Consider the following 23,413-nt stretch of genomic DNA (forward strand, 5'->3'; position numbering starts at 1 on the left):
AGGTGCCACGCTATCCTTTCTAAGCTCTTAAGTCGAATGGACAAGTTTCCGATATTGCGTTGGCGTTACTCCGGTGTATGTTTTGAAAATGGAACAGAAGTATTTATATTCTTTGTAGCCGACGCTTTCGGCGATTTCGAAGACGCGATCATCCGTCCCGGACAACTTCGCTTTCGCCTGTTCAATGCGCACTTCGTTCAGATACTCCGCGAACCCTTTGCCGAACTTTTGCTTGAAGAGGATGCTGAAGTAATTTGGCGTTATTTTTAACCACGCAGCAACCTCAGATGCCTTAATATCCTTGTTGTACCTGGCTTCAATGTAGGATTTCACCCTGTCTGCCAGCCAATGATTTTTCCCTGTAAGGGAGTTGTTGATTAAAGAGAACATGGACTCTAGCTCCGCTCGCAGCAAGGACTCCATCGCTCTGTAGGAGTTGTGCACCAAAAGATCGATCTCCTGAGAATGAAAGACATTGAGATATCCCGTCAAATCGATCCCCGCCGCACGCAGCCGCCTTTGAAGAATAATGACCAGCTCCTGGAACGCCTGCCATATTTCCTTAATCAAGCTGCCGCTCTCGCGAAATTCCTGCATGATTTCATCCATTTGCTGGCGTAGTTCCGCATCATTTTCTTGAAATAAAGCATGAATCAGATTTTTCTCCCATACGATCAGCTCAGGAAGACGATGGCTTCTTTTGAGAATCAGTTCTTCATCATGGAAAATAATTGGAGCAAGGGATGATAGCACGGCATAGTGCAACAAGGAAATAGCCTCCATGCAGCTAGCGTGAATCTGATCTGAACTATGGAAGGGCCGGGATATGCTGGCATGCAGATCAAGATCCTCCGACAACTTCAGTACGCCGCTTAAAATGCCTTGAATATTCTTCGTGCTCATCGATTGAGATCCAACTACTAGAGACAGCAGCAAATTCTGATGTTGAAAAAATGAAACGGTCTCCAGCCCGGATGATCGCAAGGCTGTATCAACGTTTATTTCCCAGAGGCTCCGCTTCTCTCTGCGCATTTCTTCAGACGATCGGCGGGTCCATTCCGCATAATCGGAGAGCTGCGTGGCGATCATCCAATAGCTGCACGACCCGGTTGTCATCATCAAAGGCATATAATCCTCATTTTGATCGATGACTCTCTGCTGCAGCTGCCCCATCAGCCATTTGCGCGTGCGCTCCACCTCTTGCTCATCCTCAAGCTTCCGTTCTTGCATGATCTCTTCACCAATTCGCTGCACCATGCTCATCAACTCGTCGATATTTACCGGTTTCAGCAAATAATCTTCGATACCAAGCCGCAAAGCCTGTCTGGCATACTCAAAATGGTCATATCCGCTAACAATGATCACACGCGACTGAGGGAAGCGCTGCTTCAATTCCTTCGCAAGTTCAAGTCCGTCCATGCCTTCCATGTTCACATCCGTCAACACGACATCCACCGGACAATGCTCCAGGAAGGCAAGCGCTTCTATTCCGTCATACGCTTCACCGACAACTTCAACACCAATCGTCTCCCAGGAAATGGTACGACGTAATCCTTGGCAAATAATGGGTTCATCATCTACAATTAGCATTTTGATGGTCATCGCTTTTCCTCCTGAGCACTCATTTGAAATGGAAGTCTGATCCTTACGCAAGCTCCGGTAAAGGGCGGTTCCGAAGGAAGCTCGATGCCATACCCCTCGCCGTATTCAAGCGTTATGCGCTCATGAATGTTGCAGATCGCATGGTTCATGATGCCCTCGTCCCCGGATCGATCTTGAAGCACCTGACGGATGACCTCCAGTTTGTTCTTCACAAAACCGACGCCGGAATCCACAACATCAATCAGCACATCCTGCTCCGCCTTATAGCAGCGCACCTCGATGCGGCCACCCCCACGCTTAAAACCATGTTTGATGCTGTTCTCCACCAAAGGCTGAATGATTTTCTTCAAAAGGACGGCATGGTTCAACTCCTCGTCCATGTGCAGAGTGAATTGGAGTTTGCTCCCCATTCGCTTCTGCTGCAAATCCAGATAAGCATGAACAAAATCCAATTCCTCAGGCAATGTCGTATATCGCTTGCCGCTATTCTGCCCCATTCGAAAGAAAAGCGATAGTGTTTCGATCAACTGGCTCGTCTCCGTCGCTTTCTCCAGCCTCGCCGTCCAACGGATCATATCCAGCGTATTATATAAAAAATGAGGGTCCATTTGGCTTTGCAATATTCGAAGCTCCGATTCTTTCTGACGAATCTCCAATTTATACTTTTTGTCGATCAGCTCTTTGATGGTCATAACCATGTTGTTGAACTGTCGGCCCAACTCCCCGACCTCATCTCGCGATCTGACTTTGACCTGCGCCGAGAAATCACCTTTTTTGAGCTTGGAGGTTTGTTTGCTCAATTCGAGCATGGGGCGAATCATGGCAAACTCGAACCCGATTAAAGCGATTAATCCAAAAATAAGAATAATCAGAATCAAAAATTTGAGCGAGGCTTTAATCGCTTCTGTTTTTTGAACGATGGTTTGATCCTTCACCATCGCAACGATATACCAGCCCGTCGACTTCATGGGTTGACTAAAAACAACGTAAGAAGCTCCGTCTTCCTTCAAGGAAGAGACTTTTTTGGACAGCCCCCCGTGAAATTGGCTCAACAGCGTATCGCTTGGGTAGGGATGCCCAACCAGGTTTTGATTTTGATGCAAAACGACATTGCCCTCAGGCCGAACAATAAAGATGGAACCTTGATCCTGAGGTACAGCAGACATTAATAAGTCCGTAATCTCTGACTCATCCAAACGAACGATCACTTCGCCCACCGGATGCGAAGTGTTATCGAAGGAATTAATGACACGAACCATGGAAACAACACGCTTATTTCCCGTCCAACCACTCTCCAATTGATAGGAGTCCGTCCAAATGACCCCGCCTCTTCTCTCCTTAGCAAGATCTGTCCAAGATTGTTCCAACCCTTTGACAGGCTCGCCCATCTGGAGTTGATTGCCTCCAACACCTTCAAGGGAAATCGATTTAATGTACACCTTGGACATAATTTGAAAGGCAATAAATCCCTCGATGGTCGTTTGATCCTTGTTCATTTGCTCCATATTGCCGGGTGTGGTTGGTGTCTCCATAAACCGTCTAAAGTTTTCTTGATAAATCATATAGTTCGATAAATCTTCAATAGCTTTTATTTTCTCGGATAAATTCAATTCAATTGTATTCAAATTCTTTTCCATGGCATCAATATATTGCTGCCGGAGAACAGCATCATAACGGCTCAGAATGACATTCCCGATCAAAAGGGAGGGGAGCGTTACCAGAAGGATGAAGATAGCGATCGACTTTGTTCTCAAACTGAAGTGCAAGAAAGGATATCTGTTTAGTATCATCAAGGTCCATCCCCTTCGTCGGTATTTCCTCATTTTACTATAAAACGGGGTCGACCTACCTGAAAAGGATGTAGAATGACTTGAGAAAAGTTTCGAGCGGTTAAAGTGCCGCCACCATCACATCATCACCCTTTAACAGCGCCGGCCGTCATCCCTTGCACCAGCTGCTTCTCCATGGCCAAGTAAAAGCCAACAAGCGGAATAAGCGCCATTGATAAGGCAGCCATCTGAAGCGTCTGGAACCGTGTTTCGGTGCCGGCGAAGTTAGCCAAGCCTAACGGCAGCGTTTTGAGAGCCGCTTTATTGATCAAGACAAGTGCAAATAAAAACTCATTCCAGTTATAAATGAAATTGATAATAATGACTGTTGCCAGTGCTGGACGAGTCATCGGAAGAATGATGGACCAGAAAATTTTATAAAGTCCAGCACCGTCCATAACGGCAGATTCCTCAATATCTTTAGGGAAGGCCTGCATGAAACCTACCAGAATGAAGATGGTGATCGAGAGGTGGAATGCCGTGTAAGGAAGAATTAGGGCAAGATGGGAATTCAACAAACCTATTTTTTTCATAATAATAAAAATCGGCACCAACGTAGCGTGAATCGGTATCGTCATGCCAATAATAAACAAACCGTAAAGCCATCCGCGTATACGGAAGTTAAACCTGGAAAGAAAGTAGGAGGTCAATGCACTGAGCAGCACCGTTAATACAATTGCACCAACAGTAACAATGACACTGTTCCAGAAGTACGTACCTAAATGCGCGACTTTCCAAGCGCTCGTATAATTGCTGACCTGCCAAAACTTTGGCAATCCCAGCGGATTCGTCGCATAATCTTCCTCTGATTTAAATGAACTGACAACCATCCATACAATCGGAATGACATTAATAACACTTAGAATAGCTAGGATCAAATGAATGATCGTTTTTTTCCCTAAAGATGTTCGCATAAGCTCCTCCTTTCTCTACATACAGCAATTAGCCGTTTCGACGGGTGACTAACTTGGCTGCATAGATGGCTAATAGGCTAAAAATTAGAATAAGAATAGAAACTGCGCTCCCAAGTCCGAAGTAACTGTTGTTGAAGGCCTGGGTATACATATAGATGGTCATCACTTCGGTATTATGAGCCGGCCCACCGGCTGTCATGACATAGATGAGATCGAAAACCCTGAAGCTGTTGCTGATGGAGAAGATCAGGGTGACCCAGATCGTTTCTTTCAGCATCGGGAGGGTGATGAACCAGAATCGCTTCCAACCCGTAGCGCCGTCCATGACCGCCGCTTCCCTTACTTCTTCGGAAATATTTTGCAAACCGGCCAAGAAAATGACCATATAGAAACCGTAATTTTGCCATAGATACGTGATGCTTACCGACAGCATGCCCCAACGCGGGGAACCCAGCCAGTTTTGTTTCAAGCTGTCCAAACCGAAGAGTCCGAGCATGTTATTCATCAGACCCGATTCCGTGCCGTAGACCATGTTCCAAATGAGTGAAACGATAACCGCCGAGATGATGACTGGCAGGAAAAGCACAGAGCGGTAAACTTTGAGCCCGCGCATCGAGCGGTTCAATAGCAAGGCAAAAAACAAACCTACCGGCAGCTGCCCCACAATACCGCTAACCATCATAAACAGGTTGTTCTGTACACCTTTCCAGAAGATCCCGTCTTTCAAGACCGAGATATAATTGTCCAACCCTACAAAAGACATATGGGATAGACCGTTCCAATCGAAAAATGAGTAATAAAATGACATCAAGATCGGAATCATGGCGATGCCAATATAAATGATCAAGGCTGGCAGCATGCCGATAAAAATTGCCCAGCCCATCCGCCTCGTTACATGCATACATAGCCCTCCTTATGCGCTAAATGATAAGTTGAGAGATGCCAAGAAGACGGAGACCCCGTAGGCTCCGCCTCTTGGCAGCCGAAGAACGGCTGTCGCCTCTCTTACAATGGGATTGACAGTGAACGAGATGCAGCCACAATTTCCGCAGCTGTCGTTTCCCGCCCGAGCGAGTCGGATAAATATAAACCTTCGCTAATCAACATCGTCGCAAGCGCTATTTCCGCAGTCGGCATAAGTTCTACGCGTCCCTGCAGAGCAGCGATCCAGTGCTTCTGCGATGAATCATAAGCCTCTTCGTTGTCTCTCATTCTGTGCCAGCGAATGTCCATGCGGTTAAGATCAATCTTGCTGTCCAAATCAATGTCGGCTACTGTCGTGTGAAAAGTAATATCGGAAGTCATTTCACCGGAATGGTACGATGGAAGCCGGATACCGCCTTTGGATCCCATAATGCTGCTTCCCTCAACGCCACCAAGATTAACAGCCCAAGCTTCAAAGATGTCCAGCGTGAGTCCATTGCGAAGTGTAACGAACCCAAGCGCCAACTCTTCCACATCGAATCCGCTTTCGGCACGCCGGCCCTCATCCATGTCCATTTCTTGAATGAGCTTCCCGGTGACTCGCTCTACTTCGGTTTCACCAAGCAAGTAGAGCATTTGAGCGATATGATAAACACCCATATCGAGTAAAGCTCCCCCGCCTGCGCTTGCTTTTTTCGTGAAATAAGCGGTGCCGAAGCCATCGACATAAGGTCTACCGCGACGCCGGAAGCCATTCGACCGAGCGTGGAACAATTTACCCAATTGACCGCCGTCAATCAGCGCTTTGGCCGCTTTTGTTTCTTTTTTATAAAGCGTACTAAGTTGAATGTGAAGTTTCTTGCCATACTCCTTGGCTGCGTCAACCATAGCTTTGCCGTCGTAATAGGAGCCTGCGATCGGTTTCTCACAGTATACGTGTTTACCCGCCTGCAGAGCAGCAATCGTTAATGGTGCATGAAAGTTGTTATGCAGACATACATCCACCGCATCGATATCATCTCGCGCCAACAGGTCTTTATAATCGGTGTAGACATGAGCAACTCCGTACTTGTCTGCGACTCGGCGCGCTTCCTGTTCATTAATATCGCACAAAGCCACGACCTCGGCGCCTTCTATGGCTGCATACTGATCCAAGTGGGCTTTCCCTATAATTCCTGTTCCGATAACACCAATTCGAATCTTGGCATATTCCATCACGCACGCCTCCAGATCACTTATCCATTGTTCGGGCACGCAGATGCAAGCAATCGTTTCGCAGCTGCCAATGCCCACTCAATCTCGATATAAGGATTGGACAAAGCATTATATTCGACTGCCCAATACCCCTGATAACCAAACTCACTCAGGAACTTGATTGTTGATTCCGTATTCTCCGAGCTTAATGTTCGTTTGTCCAAATGGACGTGATTTACCCAGGGAGCCACTATTTCATTGCCTTGATTCCCGTCTATCCAACGATCGATATGTAGTAAAATACCGTATCCCGGATGATCCACGGCTTCAGCAACGCGCTTCATCCAAAGGGGATCCAGCGAAATCCCTGTATGATTCTCAGGCCCCACTGTAAATCCGTAGTCGGAAGCTCGCTGAGCCAATTCCTGATAAGTACGAACCGTGTATTCGAACTGCTCCTCTGTCACTTCACCGGGGCCGCGATTGGCATCAATCCGAACCGTCTTGGCACCAAGCAATTTCGCCGCTTTCATATGTGCTATCGCATTCTGATACAGCAACTGCCTGGTATCCGGATCAGCATCCCATAAATGAGCGCGGTCCACCGCTATGTTAGCAACTGTTAATTCTCTCTCATCCAGGTTGCGTTTGATCTTCAACAACTCATCGTTATCCGGAAGTTCCCAGATGGGAACCTCACGGTTTGCGAAAAAGCCGTTCCAAAGATCTACAGCATCCAAGCGATACCGGTATTTCACCGTCTCCAGATAACCGTATATATTCATTTCGTTTTGACTTAAAAGCTGAAAGAAGGAAAATGCTCCGAGAGAAGCTTTCATCTCCATCACCCTTTCAAATCGCTAGCTTCAAGCTTACTTTGGCTTTAGCTAGCCGATTATTTTTTCACTTTATCCATGGCCTCTTGCATTTCTTTGGCGATTTGCTCAGGTGTTTTTTGTTTCATCGTAATGGCTTGCAGCCCGTTCTCAATCGAATCTTTGACTACCGCCGGCATTACACTGTCAAAGACAAGCGCATCGCCCGATTTCGTAAGTTCCAACATTTCTTTCAAATATTTGCTGGTGTCCGCAGGCATTTCGACTTTCGCCGGTACGACGATCCCTTTACTCATCAAGTTTTGGTACAGTTCAGGGGAGTAGAAATATTTCAGGAATTTATACGCCGCTTCTTTTTTAGCTCCCGTTAATTCCTTGCTTAAGCCTATTCCGTATTGGACAACGCCTGCACTTTTGCCTGCCGTTCCTTTTCCGCCGTCAATGGATGGGAACAAAGCGATCCCAATATTAGCGCCACCTTCTGCGTTACTGACGCGGAACTTCGTATCAATCGTCGAGCTTGTCATGGTCATAGCCGATTTCTTCTGTAAGAAGTAATCTTGCACTTGCACTTCATCCATCGTATTCAAATCAGCATTAAAAGCATCAAGCTTCGTCAACTCATCGAAAATGCCAAGTGCTTTCACATAATCAGCATCCGTAAACTTAGCTTGTCCTTGTTTCACCTTCGTCAAGAAATCCGTACCGGCAATACGATCCTCAACAGCGGACATCACCGTGGATTGAAGCGGCCAACGATTTTTATTGCCAATTCCCATCGGTGTAACGCCTGAAGCTTTGAGCTTTTTCACCATATCGAGGAAATCGGCATACGTTTTCGGAAACTCATTGTAGCCTACTTTCGCCAACATATCTTTGTGGTAGTAGATAATATCGACAAAAGTCATTTTGGTTGGCACAGCGTACTGCTTACCGTTTACTTTATATCCACCTAACGACTGTGGCGGCAAAATATCTTTCCAAGTATCCATAATTTCATCCAGCGGCATCAGTACGCCGGCATCGATGAACGGATCCATATCAACACCTGGATACAGAATAAACATATCCGGCATGCTGTTGCCCGCTGCTTCGGTACGGAGCTTAGTCCGGTATTGGGCCGACGGGATATCCTGCATTTCAATCTTGATATCTGGGTTCAACTGTTGAAATTTCTGAATTCTTTCTTTGTACAGCTGGTTATCTACGTTCGGGGTGGACCAATTCTCCTCAAAAGTGAGCGTAACTTGTTGTTTCGAGGCAGGCTGTGTTGAGGCTTGCGTTTTTCCTGTTTCTTTTGCCGGTTCTGCTCCATTACTGCAAGCCGTAATTGTCAGTAAAGCAGCCGAAGCAGCAGCTAACACCGATTTTCTAATTACTCCATGAATCATCCATGAACCCCTCACTTTATGTTATTATTTTTGACATTCACCTTACGCTTTTATTATATGTTAACGTTTACCGGGTTTGTATCCCATCAATTTATCATAATGTCTGAATTTTTAATGTAATATAAACTAACATACATATGAGATGACCCATTTGGCAATAGTAAAATATCCCAGCAGCTAAAATTGACTCCGCCAGGTAAATGGCATAAAATGAGGCCATACTTTTCAAAATATGAATACCTATTTCACCAATAAAAAGGAGATTTCTCATGAGCTTACACAACCAAACGGCCATCATTACAGGAGCTGGAAAAGGAATCGGCAAAGCTGCCGCCATCGCTTTGGCGAAAGAAGGTGTCCATCTTGGATTAGTAGCGCGCAGCCACGCCGACCTCGAATCCCTTCAACAAGAATTGACAAGTGGATACGGCATCAAAGTGAGCATTGCCACAGCGGACATTTCCAAGAGAACCGAAGCGGTACGTGCCGTGGAGTTGCTAATCGAGGAACTGGGTTCCCTGGATATCCTGCTCAATAATGCCGGAACGGCACAGTTCGGCAAGTTGGTCGATATGGATCCCGATCAATGGGAGCAAATCATTCAAACCAATCTGATGGGCACGTATCATGTGACGCGTGCTGCTCTTCCAACCATGTTGAGCCAAAATGGCGGAAGCATCATCAACATTGCCTCAACCGCAGGAGAACGAGGTTTCGCCACCGGTTCAGCCTATTGCGCCTCGAAATTCGCTGTCATCGGAATGACGGAAGCGCTCATGCAAGAGGTTCGCAAATCGAACATCCGAGTTACAGCGCTCACGCCATCTACCGTGAACACAGAACTATCCGTCAAAGCGGGTCTGCCGATAGGCGATGAGGACCGCATGATGCAGCCGGAGGATGTGGCCGAGCTCATCATGGCTGCTTTGAAATTGCCGCAGCGCGTGTTCCTGAAGACGGCGGGGATTTGGACAACGAACCCGCAGTAGCTGGCAGTTGTGGGGAATAGCAATAAGACCGATGAAGCCCATATGGGCTTTATCGGTCTTATTTTCGCTTCCTAGGGCAGGCGGAAACTAGGAAGCTCCACTTCGTTGCCCAGTCCCAGTTGCATCAGGGGCGACGCCTCAGCTGAAACAGATGGAAAACCTACCGTTATTCTGCATCAAATTGAGGCAGGGAATGAAATAACTGTAGAAACTCCATCTATATCGGTAGCTGCTGCACGAAATCTGCTCGATCCGGTGAAATCATCACCCCTTCCCGCTTCTATAAATACGTGTAATTTTTATTAATAATCAGCGCATTCATTCTCCACTGCGAGCCTTCGCAGGTGCGAAGACGCAGCTTTAAGTAACCATCACCTCTTTGTGCGATTGGCACAATATCCGTTGCAAATTCGCCTGCCTTTAACATTTTCTCAGGCTTCCACGTGGTGGTTCCCCCTACGATTTCTATCTCCGTATAAGAAGGCTCCTCTTGATCGCCGGATACGAAGAGTAAATCATATCTGCCCTTTGGAAGCTCCACCACAAACGTTGCTTCCCTCTTTCCACCGATAAAATCCCTCCGCAGTTCGTCCGGTCCCCCACGGTCCATCGCTCCGAGATCCTCCGCACACTCCCAGCCGATGCCGGTATAAGGCTTAAACATCGAATCCAATGTTACTTTACGGAACGTCTGACCGAGAACCCCATCCACATGAACCTGTCTGGGCAGCACGTCGGTATAATCTTTCTCCACGAGATGCGATGCCACGCCAAAATCCAACCGATAAGCAGCCAACCTCGATTCCCTGGTATTACCTGAGTAATAATCAAAGGTGAAGTGGTCGAGCAGTCTGGCATGCTGCGTATCATGGTTTTTGCCAAGGAACACTCGCCGATGTGTATGAGCTTCATGAACAAGCGGATAGTCTCGCTCGCCAGCCCGCCCATCAGAGTCAACTCCAAATAACTCAGGAGTGGAAAATTCTCCGCGAGGATAAATCGCATACTCCACGTTTTTCTCCGTTTCAAACGAAATCCGTCCGTCTTCGTCGACATGGTCCACCCTGTTCCAGAATTGACCCTTTTTTCTTGCAACCAGTACCTCATCACTAATGTGAAAAGGATTGCGAATCACTACCCGCTCGCCAGCCTTACTCTGGATCGTAACCCAAGCGGTTCGGCCATTTTTCAGCTCTGCGCTAACTTCGAAGGCGCCTACAGCCAACAGGCCTCGAAAGGAGCAGTCGCTCCATTTCTCATATTTCTTAACCTTCCAATCTACCTCATGTTCGTAGAGACCAAGCGAAAGTTCTGGCTCTAGCTCACCATCAGGCAGCGCCGGGAACACGTCAATCACGCCATCATAGCTCTGAAGCAGCATTTCGTTCACAGCAGCAACCATTTCACCCGAGGCTTCCATCATGTGGGGATGGTACAACGGCTCATTGGTGATGTTGCAATAGTTCATCCAGCGTTCCGTTTCTTCCGCAAACAAGCCATTGCACCTGAGCGACAAATCGATGCCTTGTTCATAGAGCAGCCTAAGTGCTGTGTTGCCCTTCCCCAATCTCGAAGCGGCACAGGAGAGCCAACCGAATTGAAACATCCCATATTCCGTCTGTTTTGCAGCATACCGGAGCGTATTTTCTCCTCTTTTCCGCAAATGGGTTTCACTATTCTTATCAATTTCTCCAATGGGATAAACGGGCATAAGCAGCGAAGGATGCCGCAAATGCATGTCGGCTGGCGCCCATTCCGAGTCCAGGAAAACATCGCCATACGATTTGGAAACGGCTGTTGGATACTCGGCCAAGCTGTCCGCAAGCGTCCTCCACCTGAGCCGATCCTCTTCCGCTTCACCAAGCAGCTCTCCCGCATCCGAAGCGATCTTCAATAAGTATTTCACAGCTGCAAGGGAGCAAGTTGAGTTCCGAGTCAGAGGCCCCTGCTCCGGAGAAATGTCAGGAAATATCTCATAACACCCCGAGCTCTCGTTCAGCTGTAAATATCCTTCGAAAAATCTGGCGATCCGTTCGAACAGCGGATATGCCTTTTCTCTTAAGAAATCAATATCCATGCTGTAGCGATAATAATCCCATAGGAATTGTGCGCACCAAGGCCAAATGCTCACATACAAGGCATGCGGGTAATCACCCGCAATGCCTTCAAGACCATAAAACTGCTGCGACATTCGCTCTGCGAGCTGCACATAAGAAAGCAGCCCCTCGTTAAACGCCTCAGCAACTTCAAGCCGATTAGCCGTATAAAGCGGCCAAAATGCCGCTTGAATGTTAACGTCCCAATACCACATGCTGCCCCACTTGGTTGGCTGCTTAATATCCCACAAGCCGTTCAATCCGCACGCTTGCTCTCGCATCCTGCCGCCTTTTCCGCTGCTGCAGGCGATTGCGTATAGATTGATATACCAGAGATCTTCCATCATTTTATCCGGCAAGGTGATCGAACTCCGGGACCAAAAGCTTCTCCAATGCGCTTGGTGATGCTCCACCATATCCTCCACATCCACATGCGAAGCTGGCTTCGTCAGCCTCATCAGCGCAGTCGAAAGGAGTTCCTCGGTCTCTTCCTCCGTGACCACCGTTGTTAGCAGTGTCAGGTTTGCCTCCGCATCCCGAAGAGCAATTTGCAAGCTGTCGTCGGGACCAGCAACAACAATTCCTTTGGCACCAATGATTCTCACCATCACAATGAACGAAAACGGACCGTAACAATCCTTCTCTTCACCGTCCGGGTAGAAAGCGCCCATGTAATACAACGTCGTATCATCCAATTGATGATACGTCACTTGCATATCCACATATCTTCTACGGGGAACAGTTAGCGCAACCGAGGGTAACAACGCGCCATTCGTCTGGCTGACTGTGGTGATGACGTAATCGCCATCCTGAGCAATGATCGTGCGCACGCCAAGTTTATCCTCATTTTTGACCACATTTAACTGAACAACTGCCTTCTCAATATCAAGGGATAACGAATAATGATCAGGGTCTGAAAGCTCCTTGGATGGAAAAAGATGAAGTTCCCCCGTCGGATAATGGGAGGCCCCACCCGAGGCTTTACCATATTTCCTGTACATGCTGTTCGGGCTTAATGCGTCGCCATATAGATAAAACGGGCCTTGTTCGGGGTCACGATACCTCTCATCAGCCAGCTTTTTCAATTCATCAAATGTACGTCCATGTTGAAGCGTGAAATCCGGTCCTTCACCATTCCGGTACTTCTTGCTGTAGCGATGCAGTTTTTGATAATAAACTTCATAATGATTAAGCGCCAGCGTCAGCTTGTTGTCTTCAAAATAGACCATACCGCCAAAGTGTCCATTGCCGATCGGTAAAGCTTCGTTCCAGCTGCTAGGAGCATTTTCAAAAGTAACGCCTCTCACAGGATCCCCTCCTTCTGCATCCATCTCATGGTGAAATCGTCCCTGTTTACTCCTTAATGGCACCAATCAGCACGCCTTGGACAAAATACTTTTGAAGGAACGGATATAAGCAAATGATCGGCAGCGTAGAGACCATAATAGCCGCATATTTAATCGTTTCTCCAATGGCATATTTATCGTCGCCTCCACCCGCCATCATCGAATCCGTATTGTTGGAAATCAATATTTCACGGAGCACAAGCTGGAGAGGATACGCTTCACGATTCCGCAAATACACAAGCGCGTTAAAATAGGAATTCCAATGCCCAACCGCATACCACAAAATCATAACGGCAATAACCGGCATCGAAAGCGGGATGACGATTCGGAATAAAATTACCCAATCATTGGCCCCGTCCATCCTGGCCGACTCCTCCAAACTGACCGGGATGCCTTGAAAAGAAGTTCGCATAATAATCATATTAAACGTATTAATCGCACCTGGAATGAGGATCGCCCACATCGTATTCATCATCCCCAGAGAGTTCACAAGCAGGTAACTCGGAATGAGTCCCCCATGGAAAACCATCGTCACAACGATGAAGAACATGATGATATGTTTAAAATAGAGATTCGGCCTGGACAACACGTAGGCGCCAATCGACGTCATAAGCAAGTTAATCGTCGTACCTAGCACGACATAGATCAGCGTATTCTGATACCCTTTCATGATCATCGGATTTTCAAAAACAGCCTTGTAGGCACCGAGATCAAAACCCGCCGGTTTGAGCATTATACCGCGATGCTGCAGCAAGGATGTCGCATCGCTAAGCGAAGCGAATGCCACATATAAGAAGGGATACAGCGTGACCGCGCAAAGCACGAGCATCAACAGCATATTGAAGTAGCCAAATGTTCGCTCTCCACTGGTTAGTTTCATGTGCAAATCTCCTTACCACAGTTTGTTCTCGCTGATCCGTTTGACAAAGCTATTGGCCGCAACGATTAGAATAAAGCTGATCACCGAGTTAAATAACCCGACTGCTGCGGTGAAGCTGTAGCTTGCCTCTAATACCCCTTTACGATAGACATAGGTCGAAATAACGTCTGCAGTTCCATAGGTAAGCGGATTATAAAGCAACAGCACCTTTTCGCTGCCAACCGTCAACATATTGCCCATTTGTAAAATGAACAAGATAACAATGGTCGGCATGATGCCTGGAATCGTAATGTGCAGCGTCTGCTTCCAGCGGTTAGCGCCATCCATTCTGGCAGCCTCGTACAGCGTCGGGTCAATCGTCGCCATTGCCGCCAAATAAACGATTGAACCCCAGCCAATGCCTTGCCAAATGCCCGACGAAACGAACAAAAAGCGGAACCAGTTCTCATTTTGCAAGAAATCAGTCGGCTCTATGCCAAAGATTCCGGTCAATTGATTTATAAGCCCATTGCGGCTTAAGAAATCGATCATCATCCCGGCCACAACCACGATCGAAATAAAATGCGGCAAATACGAGATCGATTGAACAACCCGCTTAAATACACTATGGCGGATTTCATTGAGCAGCAGAGCCAGAAGGATCGCTGCCGGGAATCCGAACAATAGATCATAAAGGTTGATCAAGATCGTATTTTTTATTAAGCGCCAGAAGTAAATCCCGTTAAAAAAACTCACAAAATGTTTAAATCCAACCCATGGACTTCCCAGAATCCCTTTGGCTGGTGAAAAATCTTTAAACGCGATTTGCAAGCCATACATCGGGCCATAGTGAAATATAAGGTAATATGCAATGACGGGAAGCGCCATAACGTAAATGGACCAGTGCCGTCTCACATCAGCGCGTATGGTTTGCAGGACAGTCGGATTGCGACTCGTTTTCATTGTCGTTACGGCGTATTCAGCCTTTCCATTTGCAGGACTTTGCCTCATCGTCTCCCTATCCTTTCTTTCAAGCTGCTAAAAAAACAAGGGGATAAACAATTCCGGTTCATCCCCACATTCAATTATTTCTTACCGTTTGTTGAAACGTTCAAGAGCCCCTTGCTGGATTTTAATCGCTTCATCAATCCCCATGCCCTGAATCTTTTTCACATATTGATCGAAGTTACTGATCGGTTCGACCCCCATAATGAATTTCAGCAGCATCTCATCTTGGTACGTTTGGATGTCCGTTACAATGGATGCGAATTTGCTGCTTTCATCCTGCGTTGGAGATACAAGCGGGATCTTCCGCTCCGACGTTGGCTGCGACCAGATTTCCAATGCTTTCTTCTGCTGTGGCAGAGCCAAATATTGCAATTGGAAATTATCGCTGAGGACAAAAGGACCACTCCATGTTGCCCGATTATACTTGGCGATGGCTTGCTGGATGCTGGTTCCTGCCGGAGGGTTCAAAATTTCAGGCAAGAAGGTTGCTTTGCCATTTTCCATCTTATAGCTGGTGCCCTCCACCCCGTAGTTGAAGAGCAGATCACCTTTGTCACCATAAGCATAATCCAGCCATTTGACGGTTTCGATCGGGTTTTTATTGGCTGTCGAAATCGCCGCTCCAACGCCGTTATAGGCAAAATCCTTTTGCCCCCAAATCGCTTTATCCCCTGCTTTCAATACCGGGTAAGGAGCAGCTTCCAGATCGAATTTGGGATCCTTGTCCTTCATGAGCCCTGCATATTTCCCAATGCCTCCCCCATTAAATGAAGCGGTTGCTCCTATGAGATTGGTCGTCATTTTGTTATCGAACAGCTTATCGTTAGGCGCTGCGAAATCCTTATCAAGCAAACCTTCCTTATACCATTTGTTCATCGTGGTCAGGAATTCTTTGTATTCAGGCTGGATCGGTCCGTATTTCACCTTTCCTCCGTCCTGGTAGAAGCTGTAGTTAATACCCCAAGCTCCAAGGAAAGGCGCGTCGGTAGCAAACAGATTTTTGTCTAAATAAATGGGAATCTCATCCGCTTTGCCGTTGCCGTTCGGGTCTTTTTCTTTAAATGCTTTCAAGACGGTGTACCATTCGTCGATTGTCGTCGGCATCTTGAGGCCCAGCTTATCCAGCCAATCTTGGCGGATTGACGGCCCAAAGAACACTCTGACCTTGTCATCGCCACGTAAGAACGGGAAGGCATAGATGCTTCCTTCATCTGTTGAAATTTGCTTTTTCCAATCCGGATGCTCATTCAGCAGCTTTTTTAAATTTGGTGCATATTTATCGATCAAGTCGTTCAATTTAATGATTTTTTTATCTAAAATCGCTTTTTCCGGTCCGCCGGGATATCGGACGACTGCACCGCTAGTGGCTCCCCAACTCGCTTCAATAACATCCGGCAGCTCGTTGGTTGCAACCATTAAGTTGAATTGCTCTTGTGCCTGCGGAACTTCAAGGGGCGGATGTTGAAACTCAACTTTGACGCCGGTTACTTTCTCAAGCTCCTTGTACATGCCCATTTCAGCGTATGTTTTCATCTGACTGGAAGCTGCAGGGTGATTCGGTACCCAATACGATAATTTAGCCAATTTTGCCGGTTCAGCACCGCTGCCCGTCTGTGGCGCAGCCGATGAACTTTCGGTACCCGAATTACTGCTGCAGGCAGCTGTCGAAGCCACCAGAGCCGAAAGCAATACGACAGATCCAACTTGTTTCAAACGTTTCTTCATTCTTCATGCCTCCCTTTATATGAGTAACCCTAAGCTTGGTTGGCACCGCAATCGTCTTCCAGCACCTGTTCCCCAGTATGCTTCCCCAGCACCGACCTGACTACTGCCTAGTTCTCATCCCCGTTGTATTTTAGTAAGAAATACGGGCGATATGAGAATTCATCAGTCCATCTTAGAAATCGTCAGTAGCTGGCGCTACAGAAAAAGCAGCCCCAAGAGGCTGCCTTTTATGCGTCTGAGCTAATGATTTCCGGCAACATCGTTTCACGGTATTTACCCGGCGTTACGCCCTCGAGCTTCTTGAATGCCCGGATGAAAACGACATCATTGTTGTAGCCGATTTTTTGAGCAATCTGTACAATGGTCAGTTCTTTGTTCTCCATTAACTGCTTAGCTTGTTGAATCCGTTTATGCGTAATATAATCCAGCAGGTTTTGTCCCTGATGTTTTTTGAAGAAGGTAGACAGATACTGCGGTGTCATTTGAATACGTTCAGCAATTTGAGCCACGCCAAGGTTCGAGTCATCGAGGTGCTCGTGTACAATGCTAATAATTTCCTCCAGGCGCTGCGTACTATGGCCGGATCGATCCACATTAAAAGAACGGGTCAGCGTTTCGTATAACTCCTTCGTTTTCGCGTACATCCCTTGCGCAGTTGGATAACTGAACACTTCTTTGATCGGATCAAAGTCAGCGCCAAGCACTTCCTCCTGATTCGTATTCGAGGAGTTAACAATTTTCAGAAGCGTACTCGTCACGTTGAAAAACAAACCTTTGCCTAACTCAGGCGTCATATGTCCGGAGTCAAAATTCATCGCATATATTTTATTAAGCAGCTTTTCCACATTTTCGGTATCCCCGCTTCGCACGAAATTAATCAGCTGGATTTCACTTTCAAGCGGAAAGTAGTAATGCTGTTTCACTTCGAGAATATCCTGAAAATGGATTGTGGCATGTTTCCCCAAAATCAGCCTGTATTCAAGCGCTGCCAGTGCTTCAGGGTACGAGTCTCGAATGGCTTTGGGTCCTGAATGAATCCCGCCGACAGCAATCGTAATGCCAATCTGGAATCTTTGCGACGTGATGCTGAAGAGCGAATCCGCGATATCCCGGATATCGGATTCGGCCAATTCCTCGCGATCTGCTGTTAGATTCATGAGAAGCGCAATGCGATCCCGGTCGAGTTCGACCGAAAATCCTCGATGATTCGCCGCAATCAGATCCGCGCCAATATTTGAAATAATGAACCTTGCATGCGCCCATTGCTTCTCATCTTCTTCCACTGCTACAAGCGGAATATCCTCAATCATGACGAGCAGGACGGCAAAACAGTCACTTGTAAATTTCAAATCCATAAATTGCAGCGAATCTCCGTTTGCTGCCGACACATCCACATCCATATGACCATTCAGAAGACGGGATAAGTAGTTGGCTCGAATGAACGGGATTTGCTGCGTTAGCGTCATACGCAGATTTTTCTCTTCATGGATGGAGCCCTCGACGGTCTGCCGAATAAATTCGTATTCATTCGAGGCCGGGCGCCGGATCATCTCTTTTCCGCGCATAATCGCGTTTACTGTTTTTTGGAGAGGTTTGTACGTGCGGTAGGCGCCAATGCTGACAGCCACTAAACCGCAAATTAAGCAAAGGATGAACAAGCCGATGGACCAGCTCTGGATTTGATTCACCTGCTGCATGAATACGTCATTGGGCATGATCGATACATATTTCCAGCCCGCTTTTTGCGAGGAGGACACCGAAACCACTTGGTCAACCCCTGCGAGTCGATAATCAAATGGGCCTGAACTCTCTTGAACGCGCTCTAACAAGTCGGTTGGGAACGGGGAATCACTGTTGCTCATAATGGTTTGCCCAGCATGATCAATGATATAAACAGAGCTATGGCTGGCGGACTCCATTTGTGCGAACAATTCCTTGACTTGATCACCATCAATCAGCACGATGAAGCTTCCAAGATTTTGGGATTGCGATTGAACAGGAAGGGATTGCATATAAGTAATCACATTTTTCGGGATTTGCTCTTGCTCGTTGGATAAGGGAGTTGCCGGCAAGTAGGACATTTTATGCTCCTTATCCAGCAGCTGATGCCACTTTTCGTAGGACATGTCCTTATAAGCGTAATAGATGGAATAAAACGTCCGCGAATCCGACACCAGGTCCGGTTTGACGATGGTATCGCTGTTTGCGAAGTAGACATAATAATCGAGGATGAAATTGCTGGTCATACTGTGATACTTACTCATTTTGTCGCGCATGAATTGGATGAATTCATATTTGTCAACATCCGTTGAATTGGCAGGGATTCTAAGCATATAATCCAGCTTCGGATCAAACACAACTTGGCGCATTAACGTATCTACTTCCGCCAATTTGTTATCCAGCGACAGCTTCAACTGCTCGAGCATGGCGCCATTCGATCTTGTCGTGCTTCTCTCCAAGCTTTGTTCCACCTTCGTATACAGAAAAAGCCCCATTGCAAGCGGTATCAAAAGTATAAATAAGTTGGAGGCGATGATCGTTGAAAGCGCACTTTTGCGGCTATCGACGAGGCGTAAGAGGAAGGGCAATTTCAAAACAAACCCACCGTCCATTCCGTAAGCGAATTTATTAGAAATTGTATCTTCTCTTCACCAAAGTTGCAATACAACTTTTTGATTGTTGGGTCCTATGCCGCAACACGTATCGGATTCAGCTCGTTCAGAATCCGTCTGGCAGGGACCGCCGCCATGCGTCGGCGAAGCAGCGCGCCCCGTATTTTACTTAGCGGAACTGGAGGCCTCTATTTTGGCGAAAAGGAGGTGTTTCCTCTCCGAGCGGAACTACAGGCGCTTATTTGTCCCCCATACCATGTTTTTCGAGTGAAACTGGCGAAATAGCGACCTGTAGTTCCCCTCGCGTGTGGGAATGCCCCCTTTTCAGCGATATAGTGTACTGTAATTCCCTCAAAAAAAACAACCTCCCCCTAATGCAAGAGGAAGGTTTTTGGCGTTAACTGAACGACTCGTTCACTCTTCTATTTTTAAATAAAAGCAGCAAATAAATACCGAACAATCGGCCCTACCAGAATGAGTTGAAGAGGGAGCGGATCCTTTCGTTTACAAGTCTGTGCGAAGACTCCATAATTCCGGGAAATAACGCTGCGCAACAACGTGTTTCAAATACTCCACACCTGCTGATCCGCCTGTCCCCGACTTGAATCCGATGATCCTTTCAACCGTTACCATGTGATTGAATCGCCATTGTTGTTGGCGGCTGTCGATATCAACCAGCTTCTCCGCAAGCTCATATAGATCCCAGTACTGTTCCACATCTTGATACACCGTCAACCACGCGGCTTTGACACTGGCATTCCCCTTGTATTCCTGCGACCAATCCCGCTGCAAATGATCCGCATCGATTTCCAAGCCTCGCATAGAAAGAGCTTTAACCGAAGCATCATAAAGGCTAGGTTCATGAAGAGCTTGGCTCAATTGTTGGTGGAGCTCCGGTTGGTGCTCATAGACCGACAAAACCTTGGATTGTTTGCCTCCCAACATGAATTCGATTAGCCGATTTTGGAAGGATTGGAACCCGGATGAGCGGCCCAGACTGTTCCGAAATTGCATATATTCAGCCGGTGTCAATGTCGACAGAACATCCCAGGATTGGATCAATTGCTGCTGGATTCTAGAGACGCGGGCTAACATTTTGAAAGCCGGCTCCAAGTTATTTTGCTGAATCAGAAGACGAGCGGCCTCCAACTCGTGCAATATCAGCTTCATCCAAAGTTCACTGGCTTGATGGATGATGATAAACAGCATTTCATCGTGATGCCCGGATAGCCGTTGTTGGCTGGATAATACTTTATCTAGTTGGAGATAATCCCCATAGGACATTTCTTTGGAAAAATCGCCATGAATGCTGGCATCCGCTGCTTTAGACTGTGTTTGTTCATGGTTCTCTGAATTGGACACGTGATTCACTCCTACTCTTGTTTTCGATTATGTCAAAGGGCGCAAAATAGCTCTGACAGGGCTTCCATCCGCCTCAACAAGCGGTAGAGGAAGTGCGATTAATTCATAATCGCCAGGCGCAATTTTTGCAAGATCAATACCTTCCAGAATATGAATATCGTTAGCATGCAGAGTATGATGCGCAGCCAACACCTTGCTATCAAGCGGATCAACAGAGGGGACATCCACGCCAATAAGCCGTATTCCCTTTTCAGCTAAATAAGGTCCCGCATCGTCCCTCAAATAAGTAATCTCTGTAGGAAATTCATTCGGATTTGTCCAGGAATTTGTACGAATCAGCAACCGAGTGATGCCGTCCAACTCAAACGCCTTCAACTCCTCTGCACCGATGCTCGATTTACCCGAAATTTCAATAACCCGCGCAGGTCCGATGTACAGCTCCAGATCCAGCTCCATGACCTTCCGACCTTCATTGTCAAAATGAAATGGCGCATCGATATGCGTGCCCGTATGGATACTCATCGTCAGTTTCCCGACATTCACGGAACCGCTTTGTTCCTTCGTCCAGCTGACCTCGTAAGAGAATGGCGTGTCTCCAGGCCAAGTCGGCACCCCTGTTGCCAATAGGCGAGAAATATCAAACATGGTTGTCATCCTTTCTTTCCTACTTAAGCGACTACGTCGCGCGTATTCTCAAACTTCTCGTATTGCTTTTCAACCATGATGGCTTTTAAACGCTGTACAGTCTCCCACACCTCATCGTAAGTTGTATAAAGCGCAACCGGAGCCAGACGAATAATGTTCGGAGCTCTGAAGTCCGGTACGATCTTATTTTCTTTTAATGATTTGCAAATGCGGGCCGCTTCTTCATGCTCTAAACAAACATGGCCGCCTCTGCGCAGATCATCCCGTGGATTCCCAATCGTGAAGCCCATTCCGGCCAGTTCCTGTTCAATCAAATCGAGCATATACGAGGTAATATGCAAGGATTTTGCGCGGAGTTTCTCGATGCCGGCCTCTGCGAACATTTCCAAAGAGCCGATAAGCGGAGCCATACTTAAAATATGCGGTGTGCCAATTTGAAAAGCACCTGCATGCTCCGCTGGCACAAATTGATGCTCCATATCAAATTGTTTGTCTTTCCGTGAACCGAACCAGCCTGCCAAACCTGGCGAGCGGCCGAAATGTTTGCGGTTTACGTATAAACTTGCTGTGCCGCCGGGACCATTGTTCAAATATTTGTAGTTGCACCAAAAAGCAAAATCAACGTCCCATTGACTTAAGTAATGGGGAACGGCACCGACCGAATGGCATCCGTCAAAGCCGATGAGGATTCCACGAGCATGCGCTTCAGCCGTTAAACGCTCGATATCGAGCAGCTGACCACTACGGTAGAGCACCGTCGGCAGAATGATCAAAGCAACTTCGTCCGTCATGGCCGCAATGATATCCGCTTCTTCAATGATACGCCCATCACGGCTTTTCACTTGAATCAAATGCTCCGCCGGATCGTATCCGTGCAGCTGCAATTGACTTTGAAGGGCATAAATATCCGATGGAAACGTCAATTCATCTGCCAAAATTTTCGTTTTCTTCCCCTCAGGCTTATAAAAAGTCGCCACAAGCTGATGTAAATTCGTTGTCGTGGAACCCGTCACAATGATCTCATCTTCTGATGCACCAACTAGCGGAGCGCTTAAAGCCGCCAATTTTTCCGGTAGGTAAAACCATGGGTATTGGCCTTGCAGCCAGCCATCGATGCCTTGGGTTTTCCAAGCATCAACGACTTCCAAAAGCGTTCGCTCTGCGCGTCTGGATAACAGGCCCAAGGAGTTGCCATCCATGTAGATCGATTCCGCCTTCACATAGAATTCATCTCGAAAGCGGGCTAGCTCATCTTCTTTATCAAGTTGCCGGGCAAATTCTTGGGAGTAATAAAAAGGTTCTCTGGACATAAAGCCCTCCTTGTGGATTATACAACTAGATCGAATCGTGCTTATCTTACTTAAAATTGTAGATGCCGTCAATTATTATACTACGGTTAATTAACGCGTGGACATAGGAGCGGATGTTTCGCGAAAAATAGGCACATCCACATTTCATCACACTACTCCCCCTTCAGCCAACTGCCTCCTTAATTGCCAATGACAAATTTCAAACAAGCCGGTTGGCAATGCGTGGCAACGCTTCTCGACTGTCTAACGGACTCAGCTGCTCTTATTTGGCGAAATATAGCCGTTTTGAAAATTTAACGGACACCAGCGCAGTTATTTTCTTATTTCCTGTGATGTCGCCCCGAAATCGGCAAATAACGGTTCCTGTGTCCGTTAGATTTAAAACAGGGCGATATTCACCCTATTAACGTTTGTGGAGTCCGTTAGAATTGGCTGGCGAGTTCACATGAAATAGAGCCCAGTAGTTCGTTGAGGAGAACGGAATCGTTGGAGGAGTTAATTTTCCTCCATAGTTTAGCTTGTTAAAAGCACAGTGGGAGCGAATTTTGGAGGTGGAGAACACCCAACGCCGCTAAAAATTCAGCGTTACTGAGACATTTGGCGGAGAGGGCTTCCTCATAGGAGAGGTAAGCTGGCTGGCTACTTAGAGGAACTACAGGGCGCTATTCTAACAGAATAAGTCCGTTTCCGCGTTCAAGCGGAACTGTAGGGCCCTATTTGCCGCCGAACCCCAATTTCTTCAAGAAAACGGACAAATAGAGGACGTCAGTT

16 protein-coding genes are annotated in these 23,413 nt (G+C 47.0%); 1 reads left to right on the forward strand and 15 read right to left on the reverse strand.

Annotated features, from left to right (window positions below):
- Nucleotides 1-27 precede the first annotated feature (27 nt).
- The 7 genes from PCH02S_RS22940 to PCH02S_RS22970 form a co-directional block, all read right to left on the reverse strand.
- The gene (locus tag PCH02S_RS22940; protein WP_127456417.1) at nt 28-1,602 is read right to left on the reverse strand and encodes a response regulator transcription factor; all 1,575 of its coding nucleotides are present in this window, start codon (nt 1,600-1,602) and stop codon (nt 28-30) included.
- A complete protein-coding gene (locus PCH02S_RS22945) occupies nt 1,599-3,392 on the reverse strand; it encodes a cache domain-containing sensor histidine kinase (RefSeq protein ID WP_164819702.1) in 1,794 nt (597 codons plus the stop codon). Before PCH02S_RS22945 ends, PCH02S_RS22940 begins: the two co-directional genes overlap by 4 nt.
- Nucleotides 3,393-3,517: 125 nt before the next feature.
- A complete protein-coding gene (locus PCH02S_RS22950; protein ID WP_127456419.1) occupies nt 3,518-4,345 on the reverse strand; it encodes a carbohydrate ABC transporter permease in 828 nt (275 codons plus the stop codon).
- A 28-nt stretch (nt 4,346-4,373) separates the two neighbouring features.
- Entirely contained in the window at nt 4,374-5,246 is an 873-nt protein-coding gene (locus PCH02S_RS22955) for a carbohydrate ABC transporter permease (RefSeq protein ID WP_127456420.1), read from the reverse strand.
- A gap of 104 nt (nt 5,247-5,350) precedes the next feature.
- A complete protein-coding gene (locus PCH02S_RS22960; protein ID WP_127456421.1) occupies nt 5,351-6,484 on the reverse strand; it encodes a Gfo/Idh/MocA family protein in 1,134 nt (377 codons plus the stop codon).
- Between the two features lie 20 nt (nt 6,485-6,504).
- Complete coding sequence (locus PCH02S_RS22965; protein WP_127456422.1) at nt 6,505-7,302, reverse strand: sugar phosphate isomerase/epimerase family protein; 798 nt, start codon at nt 7,300-7,302, stop codon at nt 6,505-6,507.
- A 56-nt stretch (nt 7,303-7,358) separates the two neighbouring features.
- Nucleotides 7,359-8,690 (reverse strand): extracellular solute-binding protein, encoded by a 1,332-nt coding sequence (locus PCH02S_RS22970; protein WP_127456423.1) that lies wholly within the window; start codon nt 8,688-8,690, stop codon nt 7,359-7,361.
- Nucleotides 8,691-8,959: 269 nt separating this feature from the next.
- Between PCH02S_RS22970 and PCH02S_RS22975 the strand changes: the two genes are divergently transcribed.
- Nucleotides 8,960-9,679 carry a 3-ketoacyl-ACP reductase gene (locus tag PCH02S_RS22975; RefSeq protein WP_127456424.1) on the forward strand — a complete coding sequence of 240 codons (720 nt, stop codon included), beginning with the start codon at nt 8,960-8,962 and terminating at the stop codon, nt 9,677-9,679.
- A 280-nt stretch (nt 9,680-9,959) separates the two neighbouring features.
- On the opposite strand, the gene PCH02S_RS22980 is transcribed toward PCH02S_RS22975, so the two are convergent.
- The 8 genes from PCH02S_RS22980 to kynU form a co-directional block, all read right to left on the reverse strand.
- On the reverse strand, nt 9,960-13,082 hold the full coding sequence (locus PCH02S_RS22980) for a glycosyl hydrolase family 95 catalytic domain-containing protein (protein ID WP_127456425.1): 3,123 nt from the start codon (nt 13,080-13,082) through the stop codon (nt 9,960-9,962).
- A gap of 46 nt (nt 13,083-13,128) precedes the next feature.
- A complete protein-coding gene (locus PCH02S_RS22985; protein WP_127456426.1) occupies nt 13,129-14,001 on the reverse strand; it encodes a carbohydrate ABC transporter permease in 873 nt (290 codons plus the stop codon).
- A gap of 12 nt (nt 14,002-14,013) precedes the next feature.
- Nucleotides 14,014-14,943, reverse strand: a complete 930-nt coding sequence (locus PCH02S_RS22990) for an ABC transporter permease (protein WP_127456438.1) — start codon at nt 14,941-14,943, stop codon at nt 14,014-14,016.
- A gap of 129 nt (nt 14,944-15,072) precedes the next feature.
- On the reverse strand, nt 15,073-16,713 hold the full coding sequence (locus PCH02S_RS22995; RefSeq protein WP_127456427.1) for a type 2 periplasmic-binding domain-containing protein: 1,641 nt from the start codon (nt 16,711-16,713) through the stop codon (nt 15,073-15,075).
- Between the two features lie 227 nt (nt 16,714-16,940).
- Nucleotides 16,941-19,307, reverse strand: coding sequence for a helix-turn-helix domain-containing protein (locus PCH02S_RS23000; RefSeq protein WP_246069217.1), 2,367 nt, complete (start codon nt 19,305-19,307; stop codon nt 16,941-16,943).
- A gap of 522 nt (nt 19,308-19,829) precedes the next feature.
- Entirely contained in the window at nt 19,830-20,687 is an 858-nt protein-coding gene (kynA, locus tag PCH02S_RS23005) for a tryptophan 2,3-dioxygenase (RefSeq protein WP_268597563.1), read from the reverse strand.
- Nucleotides 20,688-20,714: 27 nt separating this feature from the next.
- Complete coding sequence (kynB, locus tag PCH02S_RS23010; protein WP_127456429.1) at nt 20,715-21,341, reverse strand: arylformamidase; 627 nt, start codon at nt 21,339-21,341, stop codon at nt 20,715-20,717.
- A gap of 14 nt (nt 21,342-21,355) precedes the next feature.
- Nucleotides 21,356-22,642: a kynureninase gene (kynU, locus tag PCH02S_RS23015; RefSeq protein ID WP_127456430.1), complete on the reverse strand. Its 1,287-nt coding sequence runs from the start codon at nt 22,640-22,642 to the stop codon at nt 21,356-21,358.
- Between the last annotated feature and the right edge of the window lie 771 nt (nt 22,643-23,413).

This window comes from Paenibacillus chondroitinus NBRC 15376, from assembly GCF_004000765.1.
In the GTDB taxonomy this organism is placed as follows: domain Bacteria; phylum Bacillota; class Bacilli; order Paenibacillales; family NBRC-103111; genus Paenibacillus_E; species Paenibacillus_E chondroitinus.

What these genes read in the sequence shown, in the direction of transcription:
- PCH02S_RS22940 (WP_127456417.1), bottom strand. Translation starts at nt 1,602, where the DNA reads ATGACCATCAAAATGCTAATTGTAGATGATGAACCCATTATTTGCCAA.
- PCH02S_RS22945 (WP_164819702.1), bottom strand. Translation starts at nt 3,392, where the DNA reads ATGATACTAAACAGATATCCTTTCTTGCACTTCAGTTTGAGAACAAAG.
- PCH02S_RS22950 (WP_127456419.1), bottom strand. Translation starts at nt 4,345, where the DNA reads ATGCGAACATCTTTAGGGAAAAAAACGATCATTCATTTGATCCTAGCT.
- PCH02S_RS22955 (WP_127456420.1), bottom strand. Translation starts at nt 5,246, where the DNA reads ATGCATGTAACGAGGCGGATGGGCTGGGCAATTTTTATCGGCATGCTG.
- PCH02S_RS22960 (WP_127456421.1), bottom strand. Translation starts at nt 6,484, where the DNA reads ATGGAATATGCCAAGATTCGAATTGGTGTTATCGGAACAGGAATTATA.
- PCH02S_RS22965 (WP_127456422.1), bottom strand. Translation starts at nt 7,302, where the DNA reads ATGAAAGCTTCTCTCGGAGCATTTTCCTTCTTTCAGCTTTTAAGTCAA.
- PCH02S_RS22970 (WP_127456423.1), bottom strand. Translation starts at nt 8,690, where the DNA reads ATGATTCATGGAGTAATTAGAAAATCGGTGTTAGCTGCTGCTTCGGCT.
- PCH02S_RS22975 (WP_127456424.1), top strand. Translation starts at nt 8,960, where the DNA reads ATGAGCTTACACAACCAAACGGCCATCATTACAGGAGCTGGAAAAGGA.
- PCH02S_RS22985 (WP_127456426.1), bottom strand. Translation starts at nt 14,001, where the DNA reads ATGAAACTAACCAGTGGAGAGCGAACATTTGGCTACTTCAATATGCTG.
- PCH02S_RS22990 (WP_127456438.1), bottom strand. Translation starts at nt 14,943, where the DNA reads ATGAAAACGAGTCGCAATCCGACTGTCCTGCAAACCATACGCGCTGAT.
- PCH02S_RS22995 (WP_127456427.1), bottom strand. Translation starts at nt 16,713, where the DNA reads ATGAAGAAACGTTTGAAACAAGTTGGATCTGTCGTATTGCTTTCGGCT.
- kynB (WP_127456429.1), bottom strand. Translation starts at nt 21,341, where the DNA reads ATGACAACCATGTTTGATATTTCTCGCCTATTGGCAACAGGGGTGCCG.
- kynU (WP_127456430.1), bottom strand. Translation starts at nt 22,642, where the DNA reads ATGTCCAGAGAACCTTTTTATTACTCCCAAGAATTTGCCCGGCAACTT.